Here is a 24,487-nt window from a genome sequence, read left to right as displayed (position 1 = left end):
GCGAGGCGTGAAGGTCAGGGGCAACGAATTCGCTGCGAAGCTGCAGGGCCTCGCGAAGGACTGCTCCATCTTCTTCTTCTGCGGCCAGGATGAAGCGGGTGCCAGCGCCGCTGCGCGTGAGCTTGTTGCAGCCCTGCCCGATGCCGGAGAGCGGGTGGAGATCCCCGGCGCGGAGCTTCGCGCCGATCCCGCCAGACTGGGCGACGAGGCGCGCTCTTCCTCCCTCTTCGGAGACACGCGGCATATCTGGTCCCGGGTCGCCGGCGACGAAGCGCATGCCGCGCTCGAAACGCTGATCAAGACGGGCGAGATGGGCGCGGGCGAAGCGTGCCCGGTCATCGTCGTCGCGACTTCGGCCACAGATAAATCGCGCACGGCGAAGCTGCTCGAGAAGCGCAAGGATGCGGTCGTCGCGATGTTCTATCCGCCCGATTTGCGCTCGGTCACGCAGTCCGTGCGGGCCATGGGAGATGCTGCGGGCGTGCGCCTCGACCAGGCGGTGGCCGAGCGGATTGCGCGCGGGGCCAATCTCGACGTGCGGCTCGCGCAGAGCGAGGTCACCAAGCTGGCGACCTATCTCGATGCCACCGCGCAATCGCCGCGGCCGGGCACGATGGAGCATCTCGACGCCATCGGCGCGGCCAGCGAGGAGGACGGCTTCGCCAGCCTCGTCAATGCGGTTCTCGGCGGCCAGACCGGCAAGGTGGGCGGCGAGATCGCGCGGATGAAGCAGGTCGGCCTCAATCCGGTCGGCACCTTGCTCGCCATCGAACGCCGCGCCGCACAACTCGCACGCATTTCGGCGGCGCTCGGCAATCGCCGGTACCAGGATCTCGACAAGGGCCAGAAGGCGAGGCTCGGCATCTTCTGGAAGGAAGAGCGCGATATCGCCGACCAGGTCAATCGTTGGCGCGGGCCCAAGCTCGACCGCCTGACCAACGGCCTGACCAAGCTGCACCGCGACCTCCTGTCCAACAGCCAGGCGGCGGAGCTGTTGCTCGCCCAGGGCCTCACGAACCTCGCCCGGCTCGCCGCGCGGCGCTAGTCTGAGGACAGCCAGCGGGCCAGTTCGGCCGTCGCGAGCCCGTCGTTCCTGCTCTGCCTGTTCACCAGGGTGCCTGCCAATGATGCGCCGCGAGTTGCGAGGCGCCCGAGACGCCGGAATCCTGTCGAGCCCTCCGCCTGGTCGAGCGGTGCTTCCTTCAGGCGCGTACCTCGTTCTCCGTTTGCCAGCCCGGCAATCGCGTTGATGTCCTTCCGCGCATCGGGATCTTGGACAAGCAGGTCCTCGACCTGGTCGAGCAGCGCGGCGTCGGCGCGGATCGGACAGCTGGCGTTCTCCTGAAAGCCAGGTCGCACCCACCGGTCTATCAGGGCAAAGACCAGCGCTGCCGGCCGCGCGAATCCCTCACCTTGCGCGCGCTGCCAGAACGCAGCCCAGTCGATCTCCCGTTCGCCAACGAAAAGGTCGATATCTATCAGTCCGAGCGGCCCGACATTGAACAGGTGGGACACTGCGCAGTGGACCACCAGGTGGACGAGCATGTCCTCGTCGCCGGGCAACAGCATGCCGAGCGTATCGTCCCAAACGGCACGCGCGAGGATACCAGCGTCATCGCAAGGCGGCATCGTCACACTGCCAAGCGGCGCGCTGGCCCAGGCGTGGGCGTGCACTTCGCACATCACCCCGTCCGGAGAGAGCAGCGGGGGCAAGTGCGTTTCCTCGCGGGCCATTTGGTCCAGCAATCCGCCGTCCGCCTGCGGTGCCTGCCATCCTGCCTCGCGAAGCGCCCGATAGGCCTGCGTCGCCTGAGCTTGCGGGACCAGCAAATCGATATCGCGCATGACCCGCTCTGCAGGTGAGGGCCAGACGCTCCACGCGAGCGCCGCCCCCTTGAGCGCGACGGCCGCGATGCCGCGTTCGCCCAACGTCTCAGCGACCTGCGCCAGCGCCCGCCTTTGCACGAGCTGGTCGAGTGCGTTGAAGCGATGCGCCTCCTGCCAGCCTTGCGCGACGGCGGCGGGCACCTCCGCCTCGATTTCCTTGCGCACCAGCTTGCCGTGCAAATGCGGCTGCAAGCGATGGCCCGATGCGAGCCGGTCGAGCGAGTGCCACTGCCTCTCGCTCAGCGCTCCTATTTCGCCGGAGCGATGTCCTGTCAGCGCCAGCAGGGCGCGGCGCATCAGTCTTGCGGGACGGAGAAAGTGCCCGTGACGCGGCCGCCCGATTGCTGGGTGTCCCCCGTCACCGAGGAAGACCCGCTTGCACGGCCATCGACGCTCGACACGCCGCTCGCCAAATCGATCACCAGACGTCCGCCATTCAGGCGATCGGTCCCGCGATTGAGGCTGACATTGCCGGCCATGGTGATGATCCGGCGGTTGAAATCATAAACCGCCGTATCACCGCTCGCGCGCTCATTGCCGCGCGACACGGTCACGCCGCCGGTGGCCAGGATGCGCTGGATCTCCAGCGTTCCGGCATCGCTGTAATCGACGACGGTGCGCGCTGCGTTCAGCGTCAAGCCGGCTTGCGTGATGCGCACTGCACCTGAAAGGACCACGCGGTCCTGCCGGTCCTGCAATTCGATCCGCCCGGCATCGAAGGACACCGGCGCGTTCGAATTGTGGCTGGCGATGGCCTGCGCGTTAAGCTGCATCCCGCCCAGCGCGGCGCAGGTAAGCGCGAATCCGGCGAGGAGCGATTTGGTCATGGCGGGCAGGTGCTGCTTCATCATGGCATTCTCAGCTTTCCGGGTTCCATGCGCAAGCGCGCTTCGCCCGATAGGGTTACAGTCCTTGCCGCTAGATCGGCATCGAGGCGGTTGGCGCTGAATGTGCCGGCAGGCACTGCGCCTTCGACGCCGCCCGCGCCGGTCACCGTCTTGGTGTCGAGTTCGACGGAGACGCCGCTGGCGCGCATGCGATAGCCGTCGGCGGCCTCCATGCGCATGGTCCCGGTCACATCGATCCGCTCGGCATCGATATCGTACTGGCCGCCTTCCGCGCTGATCCGCGCGGGGCCTTCCGTCATCAGCAGGCGGGCGACGATATCGCGCATCCGCACGATACCTTCCGCGCTCGAGCGCTGGACGGCTTCATCTGCCGTCAGCGAGAACGGGCGCCCCTGGGCATCAGTGCCGCGATAAAGGGCATTGTCGACGCGCAGGCGTTCTTGGATCACTGCGACCTCGTTGCGATCGAGCAGGAAGCTGATTTCGCCGCGTGGGCTGAGCGGGGTGATGACCATCAGTGCCGCGAGGACGCCGACGCCCATCGGCAGGGCGCGTGCGAGGAAGTGGACCAGCTTGTCGTGACTGCCCCCGGGCGCGGCGAAATGCTGGCGGCGCGAGCGGAGCTGCTGCGCTTCTGGCGTTTCGATCCTGCGCTTGCGGCGACGTATCATGGGGTCCTGCTGCCTGCCTAGCCCTTACGCGTGGCTGAAGATGTCGTGGTCGGCCCAGCCGAGAATGTCGAGATGGGCGCGTGCAGGAAGGAAATCGAAACAGGCCTGTGCCAGTTCCATCCGGCCTTCGCGTTCGAGGCGCTTGTTCAGTTCCTCACGCATGCGGTGGAGGAAGCGCACGTCGCTGGCGGCGTATTCGCGCTGAGCATCGTTGAGGACGGGCCCGCCCCAGTCGCTGCTCTGCTGCGCCTTGGAAATGTTTTCGCCAAGCAGTTCCTCGACCAGGTTCTTCAGGCCGTGGCGATCGGTATAGGTGCGCACCAGCTTGCTGGCGATCTTGGTGCAATAGCAGGGCGCTGCGGTGACCCCGAGATAGTATTCGATCGCGGCGAGGTCGAAGCGCGCGAAGTGGAACAGCTTGAGGCGGTCCGGGTCTGCAAGGACAGCCTTCAGGTTCGGCGCATCGTATGTGCTATCGGGGCCAAAGCGCACGAGGTGCTCGTCGCCCTTGCCGTCGCTGATCTGGACGACGCACAACCGGTCGCGGATGGTGATGAGCCCCATGGTCTCGGTATCGACGGCCACCGGGCCATCTGCGAGCACGCCTTCGGGGAGGTCTTCTTCGTGAAAGTGAACTGCCATGCCCCGCGCCTTAGGCCGATTGGGGATTGTAGGGAAGGGGTCACTGGTTTGCCAACCGAAGCGGGGCCAGAGTGCCGCGGATGAGCGAGAGCGTGCCCGATAGCTGGAAGCCGGTCCTCGACCCTGTGCTGGGCAGCGAGGAGGCGCGCCGTCTCGGCGGCTGGCTGCGGGCAGAGGAGGATGCCGGCAAGACCGTCTACCCGCCGCGCGGCAGCCGGTTGAAGGCACTCGAACTCACCCCGCTGGATGCCGTGAAGGTCGTGATCCTCGGGCAGGATCCCTATCACGGGCCGGGGCAGGCGATGGGCCTCAGTTTCTCCGTGCCCGAAGGCGTGAAGGTCCCGCCCAGCCTAGCCAATATCTACAAGGAGCTGGAGGCCGATTGCGGCATCGCGCCGCCGGGCCATGGCGACCTGACGCCGTGGGCGCGGCAGGGCGTGCTGCTGCTCAACAACACGCTGACGGTCGAAGCGGGGCAGGCGGGTAGCCATGCCGGACGAGGCTGGGACGCTGTCACCGATGCCTGCGTGGCGGCCGTCGCCGCGCGCGACGAGCCTTCGGTCTTCATCCTGTGGGGCAGCCACGCGCAGGCCAAGGCGAAGCGCGTCGGCGCGCTGAATGGCGGGCCGCATCACGTCATCGCCAGCCCGCATCCCAGTCCGTTGTCCGCCTATCGCGGGTTCTTCGGCTCGAAACCCTTCAGCCGGACGAATGCCTTCCTGGAAGAGCACGGCCGCGGAGCTGTGGACTGGCGGCTCGGCGGGTGACGAAGTTGACACTGTGTCGCCCAATGAATTTCCACGCTAGCCACTGATAATCAAAGACAAACGAGCCGAAAGCCCGGTTGACAGCGCGACGGAAAGAATCCGCCCTGATCGACGATTTGAAAGACCTCGCCGCTACGCTTACCCTGCGCAATGGGAGTAGGAAATGACCGAGGCCGAGGCACGCATAAAACTGATTGCACGCCGCGAGGCGCTGGACGCGCAGGATGCGGCCAATACGGATTCGCGCGATACGGTCGAACTGCAACAGGACAGCGTGGGCCGGTTGAGCCGGATGGATGCGATGCAGCAGCAGGCGATGGCGCAGGCAACCGCGCGGCGCCGGGTTGCCGAGCGTGCCCGGATCGCAGCTGCCCTCGAGCGGCTGGACGAAGGCGAATGGGGCTGGTGCACTGCCTGCGGCAATGAAATCGCGGAAAAGCGACTGGCGCACGACCCCAGTGTCGCGCGCTGTGTCGAATGTGCCTGAAGCAGGCGGTCAGGGCAGAACGCCGACGTCTTCGGCGGTGCCGTCCTTGTCTCGCTTGACCTGACCGTCTGCCCCGACACTGCCACCGGTCACCAGCAGGATGCCGCTGAGGTGGGGAGCGGCCATGGATGTGCCGTCCTTATTGGTCGTTCCGCCGCCCGGAGCGAGGGAGAGTATCCGCACTCCCGGCTCTGCGTAATCAACCGACGCTCCGTAATTCGAGAAGGACGCAAGGTTGCTGCGCTTGTCGATGGAGGACACGGTGAAGAGGTTCGGTCCGTTGTTATAGGCAGGCGATACTGAGCCGGTGTCGACGTTCACGCCGCTGTTTCCCGCGGCCATCACAACGAACACGCCCCCGTCGGCCAGGGCCTGTACCCCGGCATCGAGAATGGTCGATCCCTGGTCCGCCGTGAGGCTCAGGTTGACGACATCGCCAGCCGATGCGTTTGCGGCCACGAAATCGAGGCCCGCAGCGACATCGCTATCCGGTGCCACGCCAAGGGAATCGAGCACGCGAACGGAATAAACCGGCGCTCCTGGCGCCACGCCCACGACGCCGATCGTGTTGTCGATCGCGGCGATCGTGCCGGCGACATGGGTGCCATGCCCATTGAGGTCGTCGACGGAATTTGCATTGCCGCCGAAGGTTTCTGCGGTGAGGAATTCGGCGCTGCCGACAAGGTTGAGATCGGGATTGTCGACGTCCACTCCCGTGTCGACGACCCACGCGACATTGCCGTTGGGCGTGCCGGTGCCGACTCGGGCCACGCCCCATGGAACGGTCTGGTCGCTGCCGCCGCTACCGCCGGGCTTCCCGCCCCCGCCCCCGCCTTTATCGGGTTTCCCACCGCCGCCATCGGGCTTGGGCGCGCCGCGGGCGGCTGCTCCGGCGTCGGGCAGGCCGACATAGACCGCCTGCGAACACCCCGTGATCGTCGGGTTGCGTTCGACGAGCGTGTCTATAGCCTTGTCGGATACCCGCAGGGCGAAACCGTTGAAAATGCGGGAATAGGTGTGAAGCACACGTCCGTCGGCCTCGTTTGCCGCGCGGTTGGCTTCGTAAGTCGCGCTTACCGGTCCATTCACAAGAGTGCAGATGAAAGTGTCGGGTACCGGGTCGCCGACCGATTGCGCCAGGGCCGCTGGTGCCATCAGGAACGATGCGCCCAAAAAGGCTGCGCATATGCGTGTGCTCATCGAAGATCCCCTTCTCCAAGCGACCCGCGATGCGTGCGTTATTCTGTTCTAGCGAGCGGTCAACTTACTCCATTCCGGCTCCCGCGTCGAATCGGCGAAAGACGGCTTACCTCGGCAGTTCGCTGACCCCCATCAGTTCCTCGTCCACGGCGCGGGCGCACTGGCGGCCTTCGCGGATGGCCCAGACGACCAGGCTCTGGCCGCGGCGCATGTCGCCGCAAGTGAAGACGTGGGGTTCGCTCGTGGCATAGCGGTTGGTGTCGGCCTTCACATTGCCGCGCGCATCCAGTTCCACGCCCGCCCGGTCCAGAAGGCCCCGGCGCTTGGGGCCGGTGAAGCCCATGGCGAGGAGGATGAGGTCGGCTTTCAGCGTGAACTCGCTGCCCTCGACTTCGACCATGCGGCCGTCTTTCCATTCCACTCGCACGCATTCGAGGCCAGCGACATCGCCGCCTTCCTCGATCACGCGCTTGGTGAACACCGCCCAGTCGCGTTCCGCGCCTTCTTCATGGCTGGAAGAGGTGCGCAGCTTCAGCGGCCAGTCGGGCCAGGTCATGGCCTTGTCTTCCTTTTCCGGCGGCTTGGGCATGATTTCCAGCTGCGTAACGCTGGCTGCGCCCTGGCGATTGCTCGTGCCCACGCAGTCCGAACCGGTGTCGCCACCGCCGATCACGATGACGTGCTTGCCGGTCGCCGTCAGGCTTCCGCGCGGGGCGGCGCGTACTTCGTCGTCGCCTGCGTTGCGCTTGTTCTGCTGGGTGAGGAATTCCATCGCGAAGCGCACGCCGGACAATTCCGCGCCCGGAATATCGAGCATGCGCGCTTCTTCCGCGCCGCCCGCGAGAACGACAGCGTCGAAATTCTCCTTCAGCGCTTCGAAGCTGACTTCCACGCCGACTTCGCTGGAGGTGCGGAACTGGACGCCCTCGGCTTCCATCTGCACCGCGCGGCGGTTGATGAGGTGCTTTTCCATCTTGAAGTCGGGAATGCCGTAACGAAGCAGGCCGCCGATCCGGTCGGACTTCTCGAAGACGGTCACCGCATGGCCGGCGCGCGCCAATTGCTGCGCGGCGGCAAGGCCCGCGGGTCCGGACCCGATCACCGCGACGGACTTGCCGGTCTGCTTTTCGGGCACCTGCGGCTTGATCCAGCCTTCCTGCCAACCCTTGTCGACGATCGCGCATTCGATCGACTTGATGGTCACCGGGCTGTCGACGATGTTGAGCGTGCAGGCCGCCTCGCACGGGGCGGGGCAGATGCGGCCGGTGAATTCGGGGAAGTTGTTGGTCGAATGCAGCACTTCGAGCGCGTTCTTCCAGTCGTCTTCGTACACGAGATGGTTCCAGTCCGGGATAATGTTGTTCACCGGACAGCCGTTGTGACAGTAGGGAATGCCGCAATTCATGCAGCGCGCCGCCTGCCGCTTGAGCGCATCGGGGCTCTGCGGGAGGGTGAATTCCTTGTAGGTCTTCAGCCGCTCTTCGGGTGCGACGTATTCACGCTCTTCGCGATTGTACTCGAGGAAACCTGTTTCCTTGCCCATTATTCTGCAGCCTCCATTGCCGCCTGCTCGCGCTCTTCCTCGAGCGACTTGAGCGCGCGCGCGTAATCGCGCGGCATTACCTTGCGGAAGTTTTTCAGTTCGTTCGACCAGTCGTCGAGCAGCGCCTTGGCGCGTGCCGAACCGGTGTGAAGATGATGCCTTTCGACCAGGATCTTGAGTCGCTCTGCATCGTGGTAGAGCGGATCGCCCATGCCGGCATCGTCGACCGTCTGGGCGCGTTGCTGCGGGTGACCCCAGCTCTTCTCCGCCCCTTCGCCGTCGCCCGGCATCACGTCGAGGACATCGACCTGCGCATGGTTGACCAGCGCTTCGAACGCGCCGTCCGGGTCGTAGACATAGGCGATGCCGCCGCTCATCCCGGCTGCGACATTGCGGCCGGTCTTGCCGAGCACGCAGACCACGCCGCCGGTCATGTATTCCAGCGCATGGTCGCCCGTACCTTCGACCACTGCAACCGCACCCGAATTGCGCACGGCGAAGCGTTCGCCTGCGACGCCTGCGAAATAGGCTTCACCCGCGATCGCGCCGTAGAGGACGGTGTTGCCGACGATGATATTGTCCGTCGGATCGCGCGAGACGCCCTCGGGCGGCCTGACGACAATGCGTCCGCCGGACAGGCCCTTGCCGACATAATCGTTGGCATCGCCGGTCAGGCTCATGGTGACGCCGTGCGCGAGCCATGCGCCGAAGCTCTGTCCCGCAACGCCCCTTAAATCGATACGGATCGTGTCCTGCGGCAGTCCGGCATGGCCGTATGCTTCCGCGATGCGGCCAGACAGCATCGTGCCGACGGTGCGGTTTACATTGCGGATTTCCCGAGACACCTGGACGGCCTGCCCGCTCTCGATGGCAGGCTTGCACGCCTTGATCAGTTCGACATCCATCGCCGCGCCGAGCCCGTGGTCCTGCGTTTCTGTGTGATGCAGCGACTTGCCTTCTTCGAGCGGAACCTCGTGGAGGATGCGCTTGAGGTCGACGCCATGCGCCTTCCAGTGGCGGCGCACCCGGCGCATGTCGACGCGGTCCACGCGGCCGACCATTTCCTCGACCGTGCGGAAGCCCATTTCCGCCATGATCTGGCGAAGCTCTTCGGCAACGAAGAAGAAGTAATTGATGACGTGCTCGGGCGTGCCGGTGAAGCGCTTGCGCAGCACCGGGTCCTGAGTGGCGACGCCGACCGGGCAGGTGTTGAGGTGGCACTTCCTCATCATGATGCAGCCCGCGGCGATCAGCGGGGCGGTGGCGAAGCCGAACTCGTCCGCGCCCAGCAGCGCGCCGATGGCAACGTCGCGGCCTGTGCGCAGGCCGCCGTCGACCTGCACCGCGATACGGCTGCGCAAATCGTTGAGGAGGAGCGTCTGCTGTGTTTCGGCAAGGCCGATTTCCCACGGAGATCCGGCATGGGTGAGGCTGGTCAGCGGGCTTGCGCCCGTGCCGCCTTCATAGCCCGAGATTGTGAGGTGGTCGGCCTTCGACTTGGAAACGCCTGCGGCAACCGTGCCGACGCCCACTTCCGAAACCAGCTTCACCGAGATGCGCGCTTCGGGCTGCACGTTCTTCAGATCGTGGATCAGCTGCGCCAAATCCTCGATGGAATAGATGTCGTGGTGCGGCGGGGGCGAGATCAGGCCGACGCCCGGGGTCGAATGGCGCACCTTGCCGATACGCTTGTCGACCTTGTGACCGGGCAGCTGCCCGCCTTCGCCGGGCTTTGCGCCCTGCGCCATCTTGATCTGGATGTCGTCCGAATTGACGAGATATTCCGTCGTCACGCCGAAACGGCCCGATGCGACCTGCTTGATGCGACTGCGCATGGAATCGCCGTTGGGCAGGGGACGGAAACGCTCCGGCTCCTCGCCGCCTTCGCCGGTGTTCGAACGCCCGCCGAGGCGGTTCATCGCGATGGCGAGGGTCGAATGCGCTTCGTGGCTGATCGAGCCGAAGCTCATCGCGCCGGTGCTGAACCGCTTGACGATGTCGGCCGCCGGTTCGACTTCGGACAGGTCGAGCGGACGCTCGGCCTTCTTCAGTTCCATCAGCCCGCGAATGGTCAGCAGCCGTTCGGACTGCTCGTTCACGCTCTTGGCGAATTCGTCGTAATTCTTCGGATCGCTCCCGCGAACGGCGTGCTGCAAATTGGCGATGTTCTGCGGGGTCCACGCGTGGTCTTCGCCGCGGATGCGGTACTGGTAGATACCGCCCACATCGAGCATGCCCTTGTAGAGCGGGCTGTCTCCGAACGCCTGCGCGTGACGGCGCACGGTTTCTTCCGCCACCTCGGCAAGGCCGATGCCTTCGATCGTGGTCGCGGTGCCCTTGAAATAGGTGTCGATGAAATCGCTCGACAGGCCGACGGCGTCGAAGATCTGCGCGCCGCAATAGGACTGGTAGGTCGAGATGCCCATCTTGGACATGACCTTGAGAATGCCCTTGCCGACGGCCTTCACGAAGTTCTTCTGGACCTCGCCCGCGTCGAGTTCGGGCATTTTGCGCGCACGCAAATCTTCCAGTGTTTCGAAGGCGAGATAGGGATTGATCCCTTCCGCACCATAGCCTGCCAGTGCGCAGAAATGATGGACTTCGCGCGCTTCGCCGGTCTCGATGACGAGGCCGGTCTGCATGCGCAGCCCCTGCCGCACGAGCTGGTGATGGACGGCCGCAGTCGCGAGCAGCGCGGGCATCGCGATACGGTCGGGCCCCTGGCCCCGGTCCGACAGGATGAGGATATTGGCATCGCCGAGCACTGCCTCGGTCGCGGCCCAGCACATTTCCTTAAGCGCCATGGCGAGGCCGTCCGCGCCGGTGCTGGCATCCCAGGTGATGTCGATGGTCGCGGTGCGGAAGGCCCCGTCGAGCGCCACTTCGACCGAGCGGATTTTCGCCAGGTCGTCATTGGTGAGGATCGGCTGCTTGACCTCCAGGCGCTTGTGCGTTCCGCCATCGCGGCCCAGCAGGTTCGGGCGCGGGCCGATCATGGACAAGAGGCTCATGACCAGTTCCTCGCGGATCGGGTCGATCGGCGGGTTGGTGACCTGCGCGAAGTTCTGCTTGAAGTAATCGTAGAGCAGGCGGCTCTTCTGGCTCAGCACGGCAATGGGCGTATCGGTCCCCATCGAACCAATTGGATCCTCGCCATTCGCGGCCATCGGCTCGAGGAAGCGCTGGATGTCTTCCTGCGTGTAACCGAACGCCTGCTGGCGGTTCAGCAGCTCAATCTCGCTTTGCGGGATTTCGGACAGGTCGGGCTCGATATGGTCGAGGTCCTCGAGCTTGTACTGCGCCTTTTCGAGCCACGCCTCATAGGGTTCGGCAGCGGCGAGGCCGGCTTTCAGTTCTTCGTCCTCGACGATGCGGCCCTGTTCGAGATCGATGAGCAGCATCTTGCCGGGCTGCAGGCGCCACTTGCGGGTGATGTCCTCTTCGGCGAACGGCAGCACGCCGCTTTCCGAAGCGAGCACGACGAGGTCGTCCTTGGTGGTGCAATAGCGCGCAGGGCGCAGGCCGTTGCGATCGAGGCATGCGCCGATCTGGCGGCCGTCGGTGAAGCACACGGCGGCAGGGCCGTCCCACGGCTCCATCAGGGCCGCGTGATATTCGTAAAACGCACGGCGCGCCGGGTCCATCTGCTCGTTCTTCGCCCAGGCTTCGGGCATGAGCATCATCATCGCGTGCGCAAGGTCGTATCCGCCGGTCAGCAGCAGCTCGAGCGCATTGTCGAGGCAGGCTGTGTCGGACTGGCCATGCGGGATCAGCGGCCACATCTTGTCGAGGTCCGCGCCCAGCAGTTCGCTTTCCATCGTGCGGCGGCGCGCTTCCATCCAGTTCACATTGCCGCGAACCGTGTTGATTTCCCCGTTATGCGCCATGAAACGATAGGGGTGGGCAAGTCGCCAGCTCGGGAAAGTGTTCGTGCTGAAACGCTGGTGGACGAGGCCGAGCGCGCTGACGCAATCCGGGTCGCGCAGGTCGTCGTAGAAAGTGCCGACCTGGTTGGCGAGCAGCAGGCCCTTGTAGACCACGGTGCGGCTGGAGAAGCTCGGGATGTAGGCCTTGCGGAGGCCAGGAATGCCGTGCTTGTCTTCCAGCGCGGCGAGCGGGTTCAGCGTCTGCTTGCGGATCACCACGAGCTTGCGTTCGAAGGCGTTGCGATCGACGCAGTTCTGGCCGCGCGCGATCACGCACTGGCGAATGACCGGCATGGAATCGACAACTGCTTTGCCCAACCCGTCGAGCGTGACGGGCACATCGCGCCAGCCGACCACGCGCTGGCCTTCCTTTTCGGCGAATCGTTCGAGCTGCTTTTCGACGAATTCGCGTGCTTCGTCCTGTTGCGGCAGGAAGCACATGGCGACGGCGTAATCGCCTTCTTCAGGCAGGTCGTATCCTTTTGCTTTCGCCCATTTGCGGATCAGCGGGTCGGGGGTCTGGATCAGGATGCCCGCGCCATCGCCGAGCAGCGGGTCCGCGCCCACCGCGCCGCGATGGTCGAGATTGGCGAGGATGGTCAGCGCCTGCGTAATGATGTCGTGGCTCTTCTCGCCCTTGATGTGCGCGACCATGCCGACGCCGCAGGCGTCGTGCTCATTGGCCGGTGTGTACAAGCCCTGGGGGGCGGGAAAAGAAGAATGCGGAACCTGCATGCGCCGAGGCGTCCTCCAACCGGACCCGTCTCCATTGCCGACCGAAGGGAAGGACAGAGGCGAGTGAAAATGCTGCAATGCCACAGATGCGCACTGCCAAAATTTCGCGAACCATCCCTTTGCAGGCACGAAATCGCTTTTGCAATGGCCCCGCAGGGTAGCAAAATTTCACGCGGCCCAAGTTTTAGGGCGTTTTACCGCATTGCAGCATGGAGGAATTCGTATCCGCGCACGGCGGACGTAGCGGCAGGAACGGGTGGGGGGTCAGTCGGCCTTCCCGACGCGGCCCAGCTTGTCGAGCGCGCTGCGCAAGGCGGCTTGCGGGTCCTGTGCCGATTCGCCGCTGTCGCGGTCTGCCTCGCGGCGCAGGAAGGAGATCACCTGCTCGGTGTCTTCGTCCTGCTTGGGCGCGGCTGCAGCGGCCTTGTGCGCTTCGAGCGCCGCAGCGAGCCGCTGTGTCAGCTGGTCGAGGGAAAGGTCCTGTGCTGCGCGCACGGGGGCAGTTGCTGGATCGGCCTCTTCGTGAGGGGGGGCGACAGGTATCCTCTCTTCGAGAACCTCGACATTGACCTCGTTCTGGACACGGTCATCGATCTCGACGAACTCCGCGGTCTCCGTGATGGCGATCCCGTCTCCGTCGATGTCCTCTCGGGCCGAGAAAACGCGGTTTCGTGCCGGTTCTTCTTCTTCTACGACCTGCTCGGGGGCATCTTCGTCGGCCCAGACCTCCTCGAGATCTGCATCGTCCCTTTTGGCGAGCCGCGCCGCGACGATTAGGCCGAACACCAGGCCGACAAGCGCGGCCACGACGGCGACTGCCGCAAACCCTGCCATGCCGACAGGCGCTTCAAAGTAGGGATGCAGGCCGGCCAGTCCGGTGCGCGCGAAGTAATAGTCGCGCGTTGCGGGAGCCATCACGTAAAGCACGCCTAGCGTCCCTGCGCCGAGGAGGAGGGCGAACCACAGCCCTACCACGGGGCGGAACCATGCGCGCTGCGTCATGCTGGATTCTTCCGTATAGCTCATGCCTGCCCCAATCCCGTTCGCTTCGGCGAAGCCGCTTGTACCAGCGCCTGGTAAATCTCGCGATAACGCGAGACATTGCGTCCCCAGTCGTGATGTGCAGCGACATGTTCGCGGCCCGCCTCGCGCATGGCATCCCATTCTTCGTGGCGGTTGATCAGGTCCGAAAGAGCCGCTCCGATTGCCTGCGGATCGTCGGGCGCGAACAGAGCGCCGGTCACCCCGTCCTCGATCAATTCGCGGTGCCCGCCCACATCGCTCGCCGCGACGATCCGGCGCTGAGCCATGGCTTCGAGCGGTTTGAGCGGCGTGACCAGATCGGTCAGGCGCGATTTCTTGCGCGGATAGGCGAGCACGTCGGTCAGCGAATAATAGCGATCCACCTCGTCATGCGGCACGCGCCCGGTGAAGACGATTGCATCGGACGCCGGGGAGGCGGCGGCCTGCGCCCGCAACGCGCCTTCGCGCGGCCCACCGCCGACCAGCAAGAGGCGCGCTTCGGGATGATGGTCGCGCAAGGCGGGCATGCCGGCGATCAGGTCGTCCAGCCCTTCGTAATCGTAGAAGCTGCCGATGAAGCCAATCACCGGACCATTGCCAAGGCCCAGCTGTGTCCCGAGCGCATCGTCGCGCTGGCGCGGCTCTCCGAACAGTGACAGGTCGACGCCATTGGGCGAAAGGCGGATCTTGGCCGTGTCGTGCCCCCGTTCGGCGAGGTCGCGGCGCAGGCCCTCGCAGATCGTGAAGACTGCATCGGCGCGTTTGACGACCCGGTTTTCGAGCGCGCGGGTCAGGCGATACTTGGCCGAGCCCTCGCGCCCCGTGCCATTCCCGACGGCGGCATCCTCCCAGAAGGCGCGGATCTCGTAGACCATCGGTAGTCCCAAGCTTCTGGCGACTTTTAGCGCGGCCATGCCGCATAGCGCAGGCGAGTGAGCATGGATGACGTCAGGACGCCATTGCGACGCGACGCTTTCGATCGTTTCCTTCAGCGCCGCCACTTCGCGCATTTCGCGTACTACGGGCGGGCCCGACGCGATGCCCGGCGTGCGATGGAAGACCAGCCCGTCCACTTCCTCGACCTGCGGCCCGTCCGCCGAATGGCGCTGCCCTGTCACTGCCTGCACCTCGCACCCAGTCGCTTGCAGGCTCTTCAGGATGGCGCGCGTGCGGAAGGTGTAGCCCGAATGGAGGGGCAGTGAGTGGTCGAGGATGTGAAGGACCCGTGTCATTATCGCTTTCTTGTGACACAACAGGCTTAACGACGCGTCAACCCTGTGCTGTTACCAAGGGATGAGCCGTTTTTCGGGCAACGGGCGGGCCACAACCTAGCGTGATCGATTATTTCGCCATTTTTCTGACCCACGGGCTGATCGTGCTCGTGTGCTGGCGATTGCTTGCGCGCGAGGATCTGGACGATCCGCTGGCAGCACCGCCGCCTGCGCCGGGCAAGTCGGTCACGCGCAAGCGTCGCGGCCGGGACAAGGGACGCGGCGGCGATGTTTGACTTCGTTATCCTCGCGTTTCTCGCCGTGCTCGTCGTGCTGGGCCTTCGTCGACCCTTCATCTGGGTCCTGACCTATCTGTACGTCGACATCGTCGTGCCGCAGCAGGTGGGTTACGTCTTCCTTCCCGATCTGAAGGTGTCTCTCATTACCTTCATCCTAGCGTTCGCCGGGTGGATCATGTTCGACAACAAGAAGGGGACGCAGGTCTCGATCAGGCAGGGTATCCTGCTCGCCTTCCTTATCTGGTGCGGCTTCACGACGGCGATTGCGGAATTTCCCGAAAGCGCGGCTTTGAAATGGGCCTGGGTCTGGAAGTCGATGCTCTTCGCCCTGTTCCTGCCGCTGGTCCTGCGCACGCGGCTCCGTCTGGAAGCGGCCGTCTACGTCAGCGTGTTGTCGCTGGCGACAATCGTCATTTCGGGCGGCATCAAGACCCTGCTGACGGGCGGCGGCTACGGCGTGCTGGTTACTCTTTCGGCGAGCAACTCGGGCATTTACGAAGGCAGCACGCTGTCCACCGTCACCATCGCATGCATCCCGCTGGTCTGGTGGCTTGCCATGCACGGGACGATCCTTCCCGCCCGCACGAAAAGCGCCATTTTCCTTGCGGTCGCCCTGACCGGTGCATCGCTGCTGATCCCGATCGGCACGCAGGCGCGGACCGGGCTGTTGTGCGTCGCCTTTCTGGGCCTGCTCCTGCTGCGCTCTGTGCCGAACAAGTTCGCTTTCGGCGCCGCTGCGGGCCTGCTCGTATTGCTCTCGATTCCGTTCCTGCCGCAGTCGTTCCAGGAACGCATGGGGACGATCAGCAACTATCAGGCCGACCAGTCCGCTTCGACGCGCCTCCAGGTCTGGGACTGGACGCTCGACTATGTGGCTGAGAACCCCATTGGCGGCGGCTTCGACGTCTATCTCGCAAATTCCTTCACTTATGAAACGGTGGAAACGATCCGCGAGGGCAATGTCGAGCGTACGGAGAGGACGGAGGTTACCGAATCACGGCGCGCCTTCCACTCCAGCTATTTCGAAGTGCTGGGCGAACAGGGCGTTTTCGGCTTCTTGCTGTGGACCCTCCTTCACGGCACGGGCCTCGTCGCGATGGAGCGGCTGCGCAGGCGCGGGCGGGAATCGGACGATCCGGAACTGCAACGCTGGGGCACGCTCGCCAATGCCCTCCAGCAGGTGCAACTGGTCTATCTGTTCGGAGCGCTCTTCGTCGGCGTCGCCTACCAGCCCTTCATCATGACCGTTCTGGCCATGCAGATGGCGCTGACCGGCCTGGTGGTGCAGGGCGACCGGCGCGAGAATCAGCGCGAGCGCAAGAAGCGCCTCGCCGCGCGCCGCGAACGCGGACGCGAAGTGGCGTCTTCCTAGCGCATCCCTGCGCGCCGCATCGCGGTCCGGCCCGCAGTCCCCCAATGCCGTAACGGCAGCTTTGCGGCAGTTGCACAGCCCTTCTCCATGCGCCATGAGTCCGCGCGCAAATGCGATGCGGAGTCGCGTAATTCAGCAAGTTTTCGAGGAGAGCGAGCAATGACCCCCCAGGACGTAGCAGCCAAGGTCGGCGAACAGGTCGGCACCAGCGAATGGGTCGAAATGAGCCAGGAGCGCATCAACCAGTTCGCCGATGCGACCGGTGACCACCAGTTCATCCACGTCAACGAGGAAGCGGCCAAGATGACGCCGTTCGGCGGCACGATCGCCCACGGCTTCCTGACGCTTTCGATGATCCCCTACCTCACCGCGAACAGCGATGTGCCGCGCGTCGACGGGATCAAAATGGCCGTCAATTACGGCGGCAACAAAACCCGCTTCATCAATCCCGTTCGCTCGGGCAAGAAGATCCGTGGCCACTGGAAGCTGCTCGAAATGACCGAGAAGCGTCCCGGCCAGTGGCAGCAGACAATGGAAATCACCATCGAGATCGAAGGCGAGGACAAGCCCGCCCTGATCTGCGAATGGATGACGATGTACTTCGTCTGATTTCTTTCCCCTCCCCGGGAGAAACAGACGTTCAACGACCAGATAGATTTAAGGAATGACCATGCGTGACGCAGTCATCGTTTCCACCGCCCGTACCGGTATGGGCAAGGCCTACAAGGGCGCTTTCAACTCGACGCCCGGCGCAACGCTCGGCTCCTATGCGCTGAAGCCCGCGATCGAGCGCGCCGGCATCGATGCCGGCGAAGTCGACGACGTGCTGTGGGGCGCAGCGCTCCAGCAGGGTGCACAGGCCGGCAACCTCGCTCGCCAGGTCGCTCTGCGCGCCGGTTGCCCGATCGGCGTTTCGGGCATGACCATCGACCGCCAGTGCTCCTCGGGCCTGATGACCATCGCCACGGCTGCCAAGCAGGTCATCACCGACCGCATGCAGATCGTCGCGGCGGGCGGCCAGGAATCGATCAGCCTCGTGCAGACCAAGGAAATGCGGGTCATGCCCGACCCCGAACTGGTGAACATGCACGGCGCGATCTATATGCCCATGCTGCAGACGGCTGAAACCGTCGCCCAGCGTTATGGCATCAGCCGCGAAGCGCAGGACGAGTATTCGCTCCAGAGCCAGCAGCGCACCGCCGCGGCTCAGGAAGCCGGTATCTTCGACGACGAAATCGTCTCGGTCAGCACCACGCACAAGGTGATGAACAAGGAGACCGGCGAGGTTTCGGACGAAGACGTGACGATCGCCAAGGATGAAGGCAACCGCCCCTCGACCACGCTCGAAGGCCTCGCCTCGCTGCAGCCGGTCATGGGTCCGGGCACCACGATCACGGCCGGTAACGCCAGCCAGCTGTCCGACGGTTCGGCGGCAGTCGTCGTCATGGAAGCCAAGGAAGCCGAAAAGCGCGGCCTCAACCCGCTCGGCCGTTACATCGGCATGGCGGTTGCAGGCACCGAGCCCGACGAAATGGGCATCGGCCCGATCTTCGCGATCCCCAAGCTGCTCGAACGCTTCGACATGAAGGTCGAGGACATCGACCTGTGGGAGTTGAACGAAGCCTTCGCCGTGCAGGTCCTGTATTGCCGCGACAAGCTGGGCATCGACAACGACAAGCTCAACGTCAACGGCGGCTCGATCTCGATCGGCCACCCCTACGGCATGACCGGCGCGCGCTGCGTCGGCCACATCCTGCGCGAAGGCCAGCGCCGCAAGGCGAAATATGGCGTCGTCACCATGTGTGTCGGTGGCGGTATGGGCGCAGCGGGTCTCTTCGAAATCTTCTGATCCGTCTTACTATAGACAAAAGAAAGGGCGGCGCCGCGCAAACGGTGCCGCCCTTTTTTCTTTGCCGGTAACCGGCGAATTAGCGGGCGCGGATATCGCCGCTGCCACTGACCTCGCGCCGGGTGATGACGCGCGCGCTGCGATAGCTGATGTCGCCCGATCCATTGACGTCTGCCGATAGCTCTCCGACATCGCCTGCGCGGATATCGCCCGATCCGTTGATCGAGGCGACCAGCCGGTCGACCGACCCGATCGCAACATCGCCGGACCCGTTGATTGCCGCGTCGACCCGCGCCACGCGGACGGGGGCCAGGTCGATATCGCCCGAACCGCCGATGCGTGCACGAATATCGTCGACCGAACCATCGATCTCGATATCTCCCGAACCACGGATCGACAGCGAGAGTGCGGGGGCATCCCAGCCCTCAAGCCGCACGTCGCCGCTGGCGTTGATCGTCACTTCCCGCAAGTCGGGGACCGAAAGGTAGGCAAGGATCGGTTTCTTCGTGCCGAAGCTGCCCTCTGTCGTCAGCGACAGCGTGTCGCCGTCCTTCTTCGTGTCGATCAGGCCGATGATATTGTCTTCCGCGACGAGGCGCAGTGAAGGCGCACCCTGCCGGATCACGACGTCCACGGGGCCGTCGATGGCCAGGGCACCGAAGGCCGGAATACGCCTGTTCTCTTCGACCACGACGCCCGATCCCACGATCTGCGTCTCGCCGCTCCGATAGACTGAGACCGATGTGTTGTGCGAGGTGGTGGTATGCGTTTGCGACCCCGCATTCGCGCTGTTGCAAGCGGCGAGCGAAGTGGCCGCAAGGGTGGCGGCGATGGTGAATTTCCGTGTCATCCTGTCCTCCCGATGGGTTGCGTTGACATTTGTAAACGATAGGCCCGCATCGCCGTTCGGGTCAATTCCCGCTCGTCGTTTGCACTTGGTCGTTGGACGAATGGGAAATTGAAGGCATACTGGCACTTATGGGAGTGATGGAAATCATCGGGATAGCCGGAAGCGTCAGCCTGCTGGCGGGATGGCGGCTCTACCTGAGCATTTTTGCGACCGGACTCGCCATGCGGCTGGACGCGATCCCGCTGCCCGAACATTTGCAAAGCCTCGACGTGCTGGCGAACCCGTGGATCATGGGGATCGCCGCGATTGCCGCCGTGGCCGAATTCTTCGCCGACAAGGTCATGTGGCTCGATAGCGCATGGGATGCCGTCCATACCTTCGTCCGGCCCATCGGTGGTGCGCTGCTGGCGCTTGCCATCGTCGATCCCTCCGATCCCGCCACGCAGGTTGTCGCCTTCCTCCTCGGCGGCGGAGCTGCCCTGACGGCGCATGCCGGCAAGGCGGGCGCGCGCGGCGTGGTCAATGCCAGCCCCGAACCGGTCAGCAATGTCGCGGTTTCCACGGTAGAGGACGTGGCAACGGTCGGCCTGCTCTACCTCGCTTACGAATTTTCCTATGCGGCAGGTGCAATCGCGCTGGTGTTACTGGGCCTCACGGTCTGGCTGATCCTGACTGCCCGCAGGCTGATCCGCTCCTTCTTCGGCGCGGGCAAACCCGTCGATCCGCCTAGTGGCTGAGCAGAAAGACCGCGAATTCGGCGCGCAAATTCGCCGCGCCCGAAACCGGTTTCTCATTGGCGAAAAACCACTCGCGCTCGATTCGTGCGTTTTTCTCGCGCGCCAGTTCGCGAAAGTCCTTCACCGTCACGTGGTGGATGTTCTGCGTCTCGTACCAGCTGACCGGGATGGAGCGGGTGACCGGCATGCGCCCGCCGAGCATCAGCGCGCCGCGCGTGCGCCAGTGGGCGAAATTCGGAAAGGAAACAAAGGCCTGCTTGCCCACGCGCAGCAGCTGGTCGAGCATGAGATCGGGCCGCCGCGCGGTCTGTAGCGTCTGGCTGAGCACCGTGTAGTCGAAGCCCTTGTCCGGATAATCCGCGAGCGCGCTGTCGGCATCGCCCTGCACGACCGAAAGCCCCTGCGCTACGCAGCGTTCGACGCAGCCTCCGTCGATTTCGATACCGCGCGCATCCACCCGCTTTGACGCGCGAAGCTCGGCCAAGAGGGCGCCGTCGCCGCAGCCGATATCGAGCACGCGGGTGCCCGGTTCAATCGCGGAGGCGATGGCGGCAAGGTCGGGGCGAAGGTCGCTCATTCAATGAAGCCTTTCACCACGCGGTCGAGTGCGGGGACGTCGAGCAGGAAGCTGTCGTGCCCGTGGGGCGCGGACAGTTCGACGAAGCTCACCGCCGCACCTGCTGCATTCAAAGCATGCACCACGTGGCGGCTTTCTGCCGTCGGATAGAGCCAGTCGCTGTCGAAGCTGACGAGGCAGAAGCGCGCCTCGGTCCCCGCAAAGGCATTGGCGAGCTTGCCGCCATGCTCTTCCGCCAGGTCGAAGTAATCCATCGCGCGCGTGATATAGAGATAGGAGTTGGCGTCGAACCGGCGCGTGAAGCCGCTGCCCTGGTAACGCAGATAGCTTTCGACCTGGAAATCGGCATCGAAGCCGAAGCTCTTGGTGTCGCGATCCTGCAGATTGCGCCCGAACTTGCCGGTGAGCGCCTCTTCGGAAAGATAAGTGATATGCGCGGCCATGCGGGCGACGGCCAATCCGCTGTCGGGCTGGCTCTCCTGCGCATAATAATCGCCCTGGTGCCAATTGGGATCGGCCATGACGGCCTGCCTGCCGAGCTCGTGGAAGGCGATGTTCTGCGCCGAATGGCGGCTGGTCGATGCGATCACCAGGACACGTTCGGCGCGGTCCGGCCAATTGGCGGCAAGGCTCAGTGCCTGCATCCCGCCCATCGACCCGCCGACTACCGCGTGCAGCTTTTCGATGCCGAGACCGTCGAGCAGCGCGACGAGGCCGCGCACCATGTCGCGAATGGTGATCACGGGGAAGCGCATGGCATAAGGCTTGCCGTCGGGCGCCTCGCTTGCAGGGCCGGTCGAGCCCATGCAGCTGCCGACCACATTGGCGCAGACCACGAAATAGCGATCCGTGTCGATGGGCTTTCCGGGTCCGACCATGCGCTCCCACCAGCCGGGCTTACCGGTCACCGGGTGGGGTGAGGCGACATATTGGTCGCCGGTCAGCGCGTGGCACAACAGGATAGCATTCGAGCGGTCGTCATTGAGCGTGCCATAGGTCTCGAAAGCGATCTCGGCGCCATGCAACTCGCCCCCGCCGTCGAGCGGCAGCGGATCGGTCAATTGCAAAACTTGTGACGCCCCGGCCATTCCTTGGCCTCTACAGCCAAGGCAGGTGCTTGTCGAAGGGCCGTTTTTCTTTCATGCGAACAAGCCGCGATGACAGACACAGCCGACAGCGCCGCCCGCCCGACAATGAAGCCCTGGATCGAGGCGATCCATGCCTATGTGCCGGGCAAGTCGAAGGGCAGCGACGGGCGCGAATTGGTCAAGCTTTCGGCCAACGAGAACCCGCACGGCTGCAGCCCGCTTGCGACGGAAGCGCTGGCCGATCTCGCCAACCCGGCGCTTTACCCCGATCCCGACAGCACGGCCCTGCGCGAGGCACTGGGCGAGGCCCACGGGATCGATCCGTCGCGCATTGTGTGCGGGGCGGGATCAGGCGAGCTGCTGCATGGCGCGGTGCAGGCCTATGCGGGGGCGGGCGACGAGGTCGTCTGCGCGCGCTACTCCTTCTCGCTCTACCCGCTGCTCGCGGCAAAGGTCGGCGCAAAGGTTGTTTACGCGGACGATGACGATCACGCCCCGAACGTCGATGCCTTGCTGGCGGCGGTGACCGACAAGACCCGCGTGGTCCTGCTCGACAATCCGAACAATCCGGTCGGCACATGGCTCGACCGGGACGAGGTCGCGCGCCTTCACGATGGCCTGCCGCGCGATGTGCTGCTGGTGATCGACCACGCCTATGTCGAATACCTTGCGCTCGGCCTCGACGATGGCGGGATGGAGCTGGCGGCGCAGCACGACAACGTCCTCGTCACGCGGACATTCTCCAAGGCGTTCGGCCTTGCAGGTGAGCGGATCGGCTGGGCCACCGGGGCTGCGGAGATCGTGGGCGCGCTCAACCGCCTGCGCGGCGCTTTCAACGTCACGGCGGCAGGGCAACGCGCGGCTCTGGCGGCAGTCGGCGACATGGCCTTCGTCCGCAAGTCCTGCGAAGAAAACTTGGCCGCGCGCGATGCTTTCGAGCGGCAGATCGCGGAGCTCGGCAATCACGGCCTCAGGGCCAAGCCGAGTGAGGCGAATTTCGTGCTCGTCCTTTTCGAGGGCACGCTGAGCGCGGATGCTGCATTGGAGGCTTTGGCCGAAGGTGGTTATGCCGTGCGGCACTTGCCCTCACAGGGCCTTCCCCATGCGCTGAGGATCACTATCGGCACGCGCGAGCAGATGGGCGAGATCGCCGCTATCCTCGGCAAAGCCTGCGAGGCTGCGGCGTGACCATCGACCGTGTCGCCATCATCGGTCTCGGCCTTATCGGCGGGTCGATCGGGCTAGCTGCGGGCAAGATGGCTCCGCATATCGCCACCACGGGTTGGGATGCCGATCCCGATGTGCGTGCACGCGCCGCGGAGCGAGGTCTTGTCGGGATAATATGCGAAACCGCCAGCGATGCGGTCGCGGATGCGGATCTGGTGGTGCTGTGCGTGCCCGTCGGTGCGATGGAAGAGGCGGCGCGCGCAATCTCTGCCTCGCTCAAACCGGGCGCGATCGTCAGCGACGTGGGTTCGTCCAAGGCGAGCGTTGCGGCGGCACTCGCAAAGGCGCTTCCGGATGCGACGGTCATCCCTGCACATCCCGTCGCCGGGACGGAGAAGAGCGGACCGGAAGCAGGCTTCGCCGAACTCTTCCGTCATCGCTGGTGCATCGTCACGCCGCCCGAAAATGCGCCCGAAGACGCTGTCGCCGACCTTGCGGCTTTCTGGGAAGGCCTCGGTGCCAAAGTCGAAATCATGGATGCCGCGCACCATGACCTGGTGCTCGCCGTGACGAGCCACATTCCTCACCTCATTGCCTACACCATCGTGGGCACCGCGTCTGACCTCGAGGATGTGACCCGGGGCGAGGTCATCAAATACTCCGCAGGCGGTTTCCGCGATTTCACCCGCATCGCCGCCTCAAATCCCGTCATGTGGCGCGACGTGTTCCTGTCGAACCGCGAGGCGGTGCTCGAAGTGCTGGGGCGTTTCACCGAGGACCTCACTGCGCTCCAGCGCGCGATCCGCAACGGCGATGGCGATACGCTGCACGACCTCTTCGATCGCACGCGGACGATCCGCCGGTCGATCATCGAGGAGGGCCAGGACGATGCGCGGCCGGACTTCGGCCGGTCGGATCACTGATCAGTCGTTGAGCGCGTTGATCGCGTCGAGGACCCGCGCTTCCACTTCGTCGCGCGGCAACCCTGCAGGGATCGTTTCGCCGAAGCGGTAGATAATCGTGCCCTTCTTCTTAAGGCCGCGATGATACAGCGGACCGCTGTTCACCGCGACGGGCACAACCGGCAGGCCAATCATCTTGTAGATCCCGGCAAAGCCCGACTGAAGTTGTCTCCGCTCGCCATGCGGGACGCGCGTGCCTTCCGGAAAGATGACCAGCGGACGGCCTTCCGCAGAACGCGATTTCGCAGAGCGGATCATCGTCATCAGGGCTTTCGCGCCCTGTTCGCGCGCGACGAAGATAAGGCCATAGGCGGCCGCCGCGCGGCCCCAACCGGGTATTCCGTGGAGCTCCTTCTTGGCGAACACGGCCGGGCTGTCGAACAATGTCGGCGCGTCGATCGCTTCGAAGAAGCTTTCATGCTTTACCGCGTAGAGTGCAGGCCCTTCTACCGGACCGCCTTCGATCACGAGCTCGATGCCGAGGAAAGTGCGCATGCACCAGCGTTGCCACCCGCTCCAATTCTCGACGCGCCGGCGGAAGGCGGGTTTCGAGAAAGGCACGCAGGCCAGCGCTGCGGCAGTGATGAAAATCGAGCCGAAATAGAACGCCAGGTAGAACGCGATATTGCGCAGGACTATCATCGGA

The 24,487-nt window shown here is 64.6% G+C and carries 23 protein-coding genes; 10 read left to right on the top strand and 13 right to left on the bottom strand.

All coding sequences use genetic code 11. The features are described 5' to 3' along the window. Positions 1 to 7 precede the first annotated feature (7 nt). A complete protein-coding gene (gene holA / locus GRI34_RS10125; RefSeq protein WP_160595818.1) occupies positions 8 to 1,045 on the top strand; it encodes a DNA polymerase III subunit delta in 1,038 nt (345 codons plus the stop codon). Here the strand turns inward: holA and GRI34_RS10120 are convergent. The 4 genes from GRI34_RS10120 to GRI34_RS10105 are packed head-to-tail and all read right to left on the bottom strand — an operon-like array spanning position 1,042 to position 4,048. Next, positions 1,042 to 2,184, bottom strand: coding sequence for a nucleotidyltransferase domain-containing protein (locus GRI34_RS10120; protein ID WP_160595817.1), 1,143 nt, complete (start codon positions 2,182 to 2,184; stop codon positions 1,042 to 1,044). The two genes, holA and GRI34_RS10120, sit on opposite strands and share 4 nt — an antisense overlap. Further along, positions 2,184 to 2,735: an LptA/OstA family protein gene (locus GRI34_RS10115; protein WP_160595816.1), complete on the bottom strand. Its 552-nt coding sequence runs from the start codon at positions 2,733 to 2,735 to the stop codon at positions 2,184 to 2,186. Before GRI34_RS10115 ends, GRI34_RS10120 begins: the two co-directional genes overlap by 1 nt. Next, positions 2,735 to 3,406, bottom strand: coding sequence for an LPS export ABC transporter periplasmic protein LptC (gene lptC / locus GRI34_RS10110; RefSeq protein ID WP_160595815.1), 672 nt, complete (start codon positions 3,404 to 3,406; stop codon positions 2,735 to 2,737). The genes GRI34_RS10115 and lptC overlap by 1 nt, the downstream gene beginning before the upstream one ends. A 24-nt stretch (positions 3,407 to 3,430) precedes the next feature. Further along, positions 3,431 to 4,048, bottom strand: coding sequence for a ribonuclease D (locus GRI34_RS10105; protein WP_160595814.1), 618 nt, complete (start codon positions 4,046 to 4,048; stop codon positions 3,431 to 3,433). Between the two features lie 80 nt (positions 4,049 to 4,128). On the opposite strand from GRI34_RS10105, the gene GRI34_RS10100 reads away from it, so the two are divergent. After that, entirely contained in the window at positions 4,129 to 4,815 is a 687-nt protein-coding gene (locus GRI34_RS10100; RefSeq protein ID WP_160596487.1) for a uracil-DNA glycosylase, read from the top strand. A 163-nt stretch (positions 4,816 to 4,978) separates the two neighbouring features. Further along, positions 4,979 to 5,302, top strand: coding sequence for a TraR/DksA C4-type zinc finger protein (locus GRI34_RS10095; protein ID WP_160595813.1), 324 nt, complete (start codon positions 4,979 to 4,981; stop codon positions 5,300 to 5,302). 9 nt (positions 5,303 to 5,311) lie between these two features. On the opposite strand, the gene GRI34_RS10090 is transcribed toward GRI34_RS10095, so the two are convergent. From GRI34_RS10090 to GRI34_RS10070, 5 genes are all read right to left on the bottom strand, one after another. Next, positions 5,312 to 6,502: a S8 family serine peptidase gene (locus tag GRI34_RS10090; RefSeq protein WP_160595812.1), complete on the bottom strand. Its 1,191-nt coding sequence runs from the start codon at positions 6,500 to 6,502 to the stop codon at positions 5,312 to 5,314. Positions 6,503 to 6,608: 106 nt separating this feature from the next. Beyond that, positions 6,609 to 8,045 (bottom strand): glutamate synthase subunit beta, encoded by a 1,437-nt coding sequence (locus GRI34_RS10085; protein WP_160595811.1) that lies wholly within the window; start codon positions 8,043 to 8,045, stop codon positions 6,609 to 6,611. Next, positions 8,045 to 12,706: a glutamate synthase large subunit gene (gene gltB, locus GRI34_RS10080; protein WP_160595810.1), complete on the bottom strand. Its 4,662-nt coding sequence runs from the start codon at positions 12,704 to 12,706 to the stop codon at positions 8,045 to 8,047. The genes GRI34_RS10085 and gltB overlap by 1 nt, the downstream gene beginning before the upstream one ends. 264 nt (positions 12,707 to 12,970) lie before the next feature. Beyond that, positions 12,971 to 13,732 (bottom strand): hypothetical protein, encoded by a 762-nt coding sequence (locus tag GRI34_RS10075; protein ID WP_160595809.1) that lies wholly within the window; start codon positions 13,730 to 13,732, stop codon positions 12,971 to 12,973. Further along, complete coding sequence (locus GRI34_RS10070; RefSeq protein ID WP_160595808.1) at positions 13,729 to 14,961, bottom strand: TIGR04063 family PEP-CTERM/XrtA system glycosyltransferase; 1,233 nt, start codon at positions 14,959 to 14,961, stop codon at positions 13,729 to 13,731. The genes GRI34_RS10075 and GRI34_RS10070 overlap by 4 nt, the downstream gene beginning before the upstream one ends. A 101-nt stretch (positions 14,962 to 15,062) precedes the next feature. Here GRI34_RS10070 and GRI34_RS13225 point away from each other — a divergent pair, with 101 nt between their 5' ends. The 4 genes from GRI34_RS13225 to GRI34_RS10055 all read left to right on the top strand — a co-directional run bounded on the left by GRI34_RS13225 (position 15,063) and on the right by GRI34_RS10055 (position 18,460). Beyond that, positions 15,063 to 15,236, top strand: a complete 174-nt coding sequence (locus GRI34_RS13225; protein WP_199800310.1) for a hypothetical protein — start codon at positions 15,063 to 15,065, stop codon at positions 15,234 to 15,236. Continuing rightward, positions 15,229 to 16,611 carry a putative O-glycosylation ligase, exosortase A system-associated gene (locus GRI34_RS10065; RefSeq protein WP_160595807.1) on the top strand — a complete coding sequence of 461 codons (1,383 nt, stop codon included), beginning with the start codon at positions 15,229 to 15,231 and terminating at the stop codon, positions 16,609 to 16,611. Before GRI34_RS13225 ends, GRI34_RS10065 begins: the two co-directional genes overlap by 8 nt. A gap of 159 nt (positions 16,612 to 16,770) precedes the next feature. Further along, on the top strand, positions 16,771 to 17,220 hold the full coding sequence (locus GRI34_RS10060; RefSeq protein ID WP_090476800.1) for a MaoC family dehydratase: 450 nt from the start codon (positions 16,771 to 16,773) through the stop codon (positions 17,218 to 17,220). Between the two features lie 61 nt (positions 17,221 to 17,281). Continuing rightward, complete coding sequence (locus tag GRI34_RS10055; protein ID WP_090478344.1) at positions 17,282 to 18,460, top strand: acetyl-CoA C-acyltransferase; 1,179 nt, start codon at positions 17,282 to 17,284, stop codon at positions 18,458 to 18,460. A gap of 79 nt (positions 18,461 to 18,539) precedes the next feature. On the opposite strand, the gene GRI34_RS10050 is transcribed toward GRI34_RS10055, so the two are convergent. Further along, entirely contained in the window at positions 18,540 to 19,310 is a 771-nt protein-coding gene (locus GRI34_RS10050; protein ID WP_160595806.1) for a head GIN domain-containing protein, read from the bottom strand. A 128-nt stretch (positions 19,311 to 19,438) separates the two neighbouring features. Here GRI34_RS10050 and GRI34_RS10045 point away from each other — a divergent pair, with 128 nt between their 5' ends. Then, on the top strand, positions 19,439 to 20,047 hold the full coding sequence (locus tag GRI34_RS10045; protein ID WP_160596486.1) for a DUF4126 domain-containing protein: 609 nt from the start codon (positions 19,439 to 19,441) through the stop codon (positions 20,045 to 20,047). Here GRI34_RS10045 and metW read toward each other — a convergent pair. Together metW and metX are read right to left on the bottom strand one after the other, a co-directional pair. Continuing rightward, positions 20,037 to 20,624: a methionine biosynthesis protein MetW gene (metW, locus tag GRI34_RS10040; RefSeq protein ID WP_160595805.1), complete on the bottom strand. Its 588-nt coding sequence runs from the start codon at positions 20,622 to 20,624 to the stop codon at positions 20,037 to 20,039. The genes GRI34_RS10045 and metW overlap by 11 nt on opposite strands. Then, positions 20,621 to 21,712, bottom strand: a complete 1,092-nt coding sequence (gene metX / locus GRI34_RS10035) for a homoserine O-acetyltransferase MetX (RefSeq protein ID WP_160595804.1) — start codon at positions 21,710 to 21,712, stop codon at positions 20,621 to 20,623. The genes metW and metX overlap by 4 nt, the downstream gene beginning before the upstream one ends. Positions 21,713 to 21,781: 69 nt before the next feature. Between metX and GRI34_RS10030 the strand changes: the two genes are divergently transcribed. Together GRI34_RS10030 and GRI34_RS10025 are read left to right on the top strand one after the other, a co-directional pair. Further along, entirely contained in the window at positions 21,782 to 22,900 is a 1,119-nt protein-coding gene (locus GRI34_RS10030) for a pyridoxal phosphate-dependent aminotransferase (RefSeq protein WP_160595803.1), read from the top strand. Further along, complete coding sequence (locus GRI34_RS10025; RefSeq protein ID WP_160595802.1) at positions 22,897 to 23,802, top strand: prephenate/arogenate dehydrogenase family protein; 906 nt, start codon at positions 22,897 to 22,899, stop codon at positions 23,800 to 23,802. Before GRI34_RS10030 ends, GRI34_RS10025 begins: the two co-directional genes overlap by 4 nt. Here GRI34_RS10025 and GRI34_RS10020 read toward each other — a convergent pair whose 3' ends face one another. Further along, on the bottom strand, positions 23,803 to 24,483 hold the full coding sequence (locus tag GRI34_RS10020) for a lysophospholipid acyltransferase family protein (RefSeq protein ID WP_160595801.1): 681 nt from the start codon (positions 24,481 to 24,483) through the stop codon (positions 23,803 to 23,805). It lies immediately after the preceding gene. Positions 24,484 to 24,487: the final 4 nt, after the last annotated feature.

The organism is Qipengyuania aquimaris (assembly GCF_009827445.1).
GTDB classification, from domain to species: Bacteria; Pseudomonadota; Alphaproteobacteria; order Sphingomonadales; family Sphingomonadaceae; genus Qipengyuania; species Qipengyuania aquimaris.
Note: the sequence above shows the minus strand (reverse complement) of the source record. Positions and strands in the feature narration are given on the sequence as shown.

Bases quoted from the DNA above. Each gene is read 5' to 3' on its own strand.
- GRI34_RS10120 (WP_160595817.1), bottom strand. From the start codon at position 2,184: ATGCGCCGCGCCCTGCTGGCGCTGACAGGACATCGCTCCGGCGAAATA.
- GRI34_RS10115 (WP_160595816.1), bottom strand. From the start codon at position 2,735: ATGAAGCAGCACCTGCCCGCCATGACCAAATCGCTCCTCGCCGGATTC.
- lptC (WP_160595815.1), bottom strand. From the start codon at position 3,406: ATGATACGTCGCCGCAAGCGCAGGATCGAAACGCCAGAAGCGCAGCAG.
- GRI34_RS10105 (WP_160595814.1), bottom strand. From the start codon at position 4,048: ATGGCAGTTCACTTTCACGAAGAAGACCTCCCCGAAGGCGTGCTCGCA.
- GRI34_RS10100 (WP_160596487.1), top strand. From the start codon at position 4,129: ATGAGCGAGAGCGTGCCCGATAGCTGGAAGCCGGTCCTCGACCCTGTG.
- GRI34_RS10095 (WP_160595813.1), top strand. From the start codon at position 4,979: ATGACCGAGGCCGAGGCACGCATAAAACTGATTGCACGCCGCGAGGCG.
- GRI34_RS10090 (WP_160595812.1), bottom strand. From the start codon at position 6,502: ATGAGCACACGCATATGCGCAGCCTTTTTGGGCGCATCGTTCCTGATG.
- GRI34_RS10085 (WP_160595811.1), bottom strand. From the start codon at position 8,045: ATGGGCAAGGAAACAGGTTTCCTCGAGTACAATCGCGAAGAGCGTGAA.
- gltB (WP_160595810.1), bottom strand. From the start codon at position 12,706: ATGCAGGTTCCGCATTCTTCTTTTCCCGCCCCCCAGGGCTTGTACACA.
- GRI34_RS10075 (WP_160595809.1), bottom strand. From the start codon at position 13,732: ATGAGCTATACGGAAGAATCCAGCATGACGCAGCGCGCATGGTTCCGC.
- GRI34_RS10070 (WP_160595808.1), bottom strand. From the start codon at position 14,961: ATGACACGGGTCCTTCACATCCTCGACCACTCACTGCCCCTCCATTCG.
- GRI34_RS10065 (WP_160595807.1), top strand. From the start codon at position 15,229: ATGTTTGACTTCGTTATCCTCGCGTTTCTCGCCGTGCTCGTCGTGCTG.
- GRI34_RS10060 (WP_090476800.1), top strand. From the start codon at position 16,771: ATGACCCCCCAGGACGTAGCAGCCAAGGTCGGCGAACAGGTCGGCACC.
- GRI34_RS10055 (WP_090478344.1), top strand. From the start codon at position 17,282: ATGCGTGACGCAGTCATCGTTTCCACCGCCCGTACCGGTATGGGCAAG.
- GRI34_RS10050 (WP_160595806.1), bottom strand. From the start codon at position 19,310: ATGACACGGAAATTCACCATCGCCGCCACCCTTGCGGCCACTTCGCTC.
- GRI34_RS10045 (WP_160596486.1), top strand. From the start codon at position 19,439: ATGGGAGTGATGGAAATCATCGGGATAGCCGGAAGCGTCAGCCTGCTG.
- metW (WP_160595805.1), bottom strand. From the start codon at position 20,624: ATGAGCGACCTTCGCCCCGACCTTGCCGCCATCGCCTCCGCGATTGAA.
- metX (WP_160595804.1), bottom strand. From the start codon at position 21,712: ATGGCCGGGGCGTCACAAGTTTTGCAATTGACCGATCCGCTGCCGCTC.
- GRI34_RS10030 (WP_160595803.1), top strand. From the start codon at position 21,782: ATGACAGACACAGCCGACAGCGCCGCCCGCCCGACAATGAAGCCCTGG.
- GRI34_RS10020 (WP_160595801.1), bottom strand. From the start codon at position 24,483: ATGATAGTCCTGCGCAATATCGCGTTCTACCTGGCGTTCTATTTCGGC.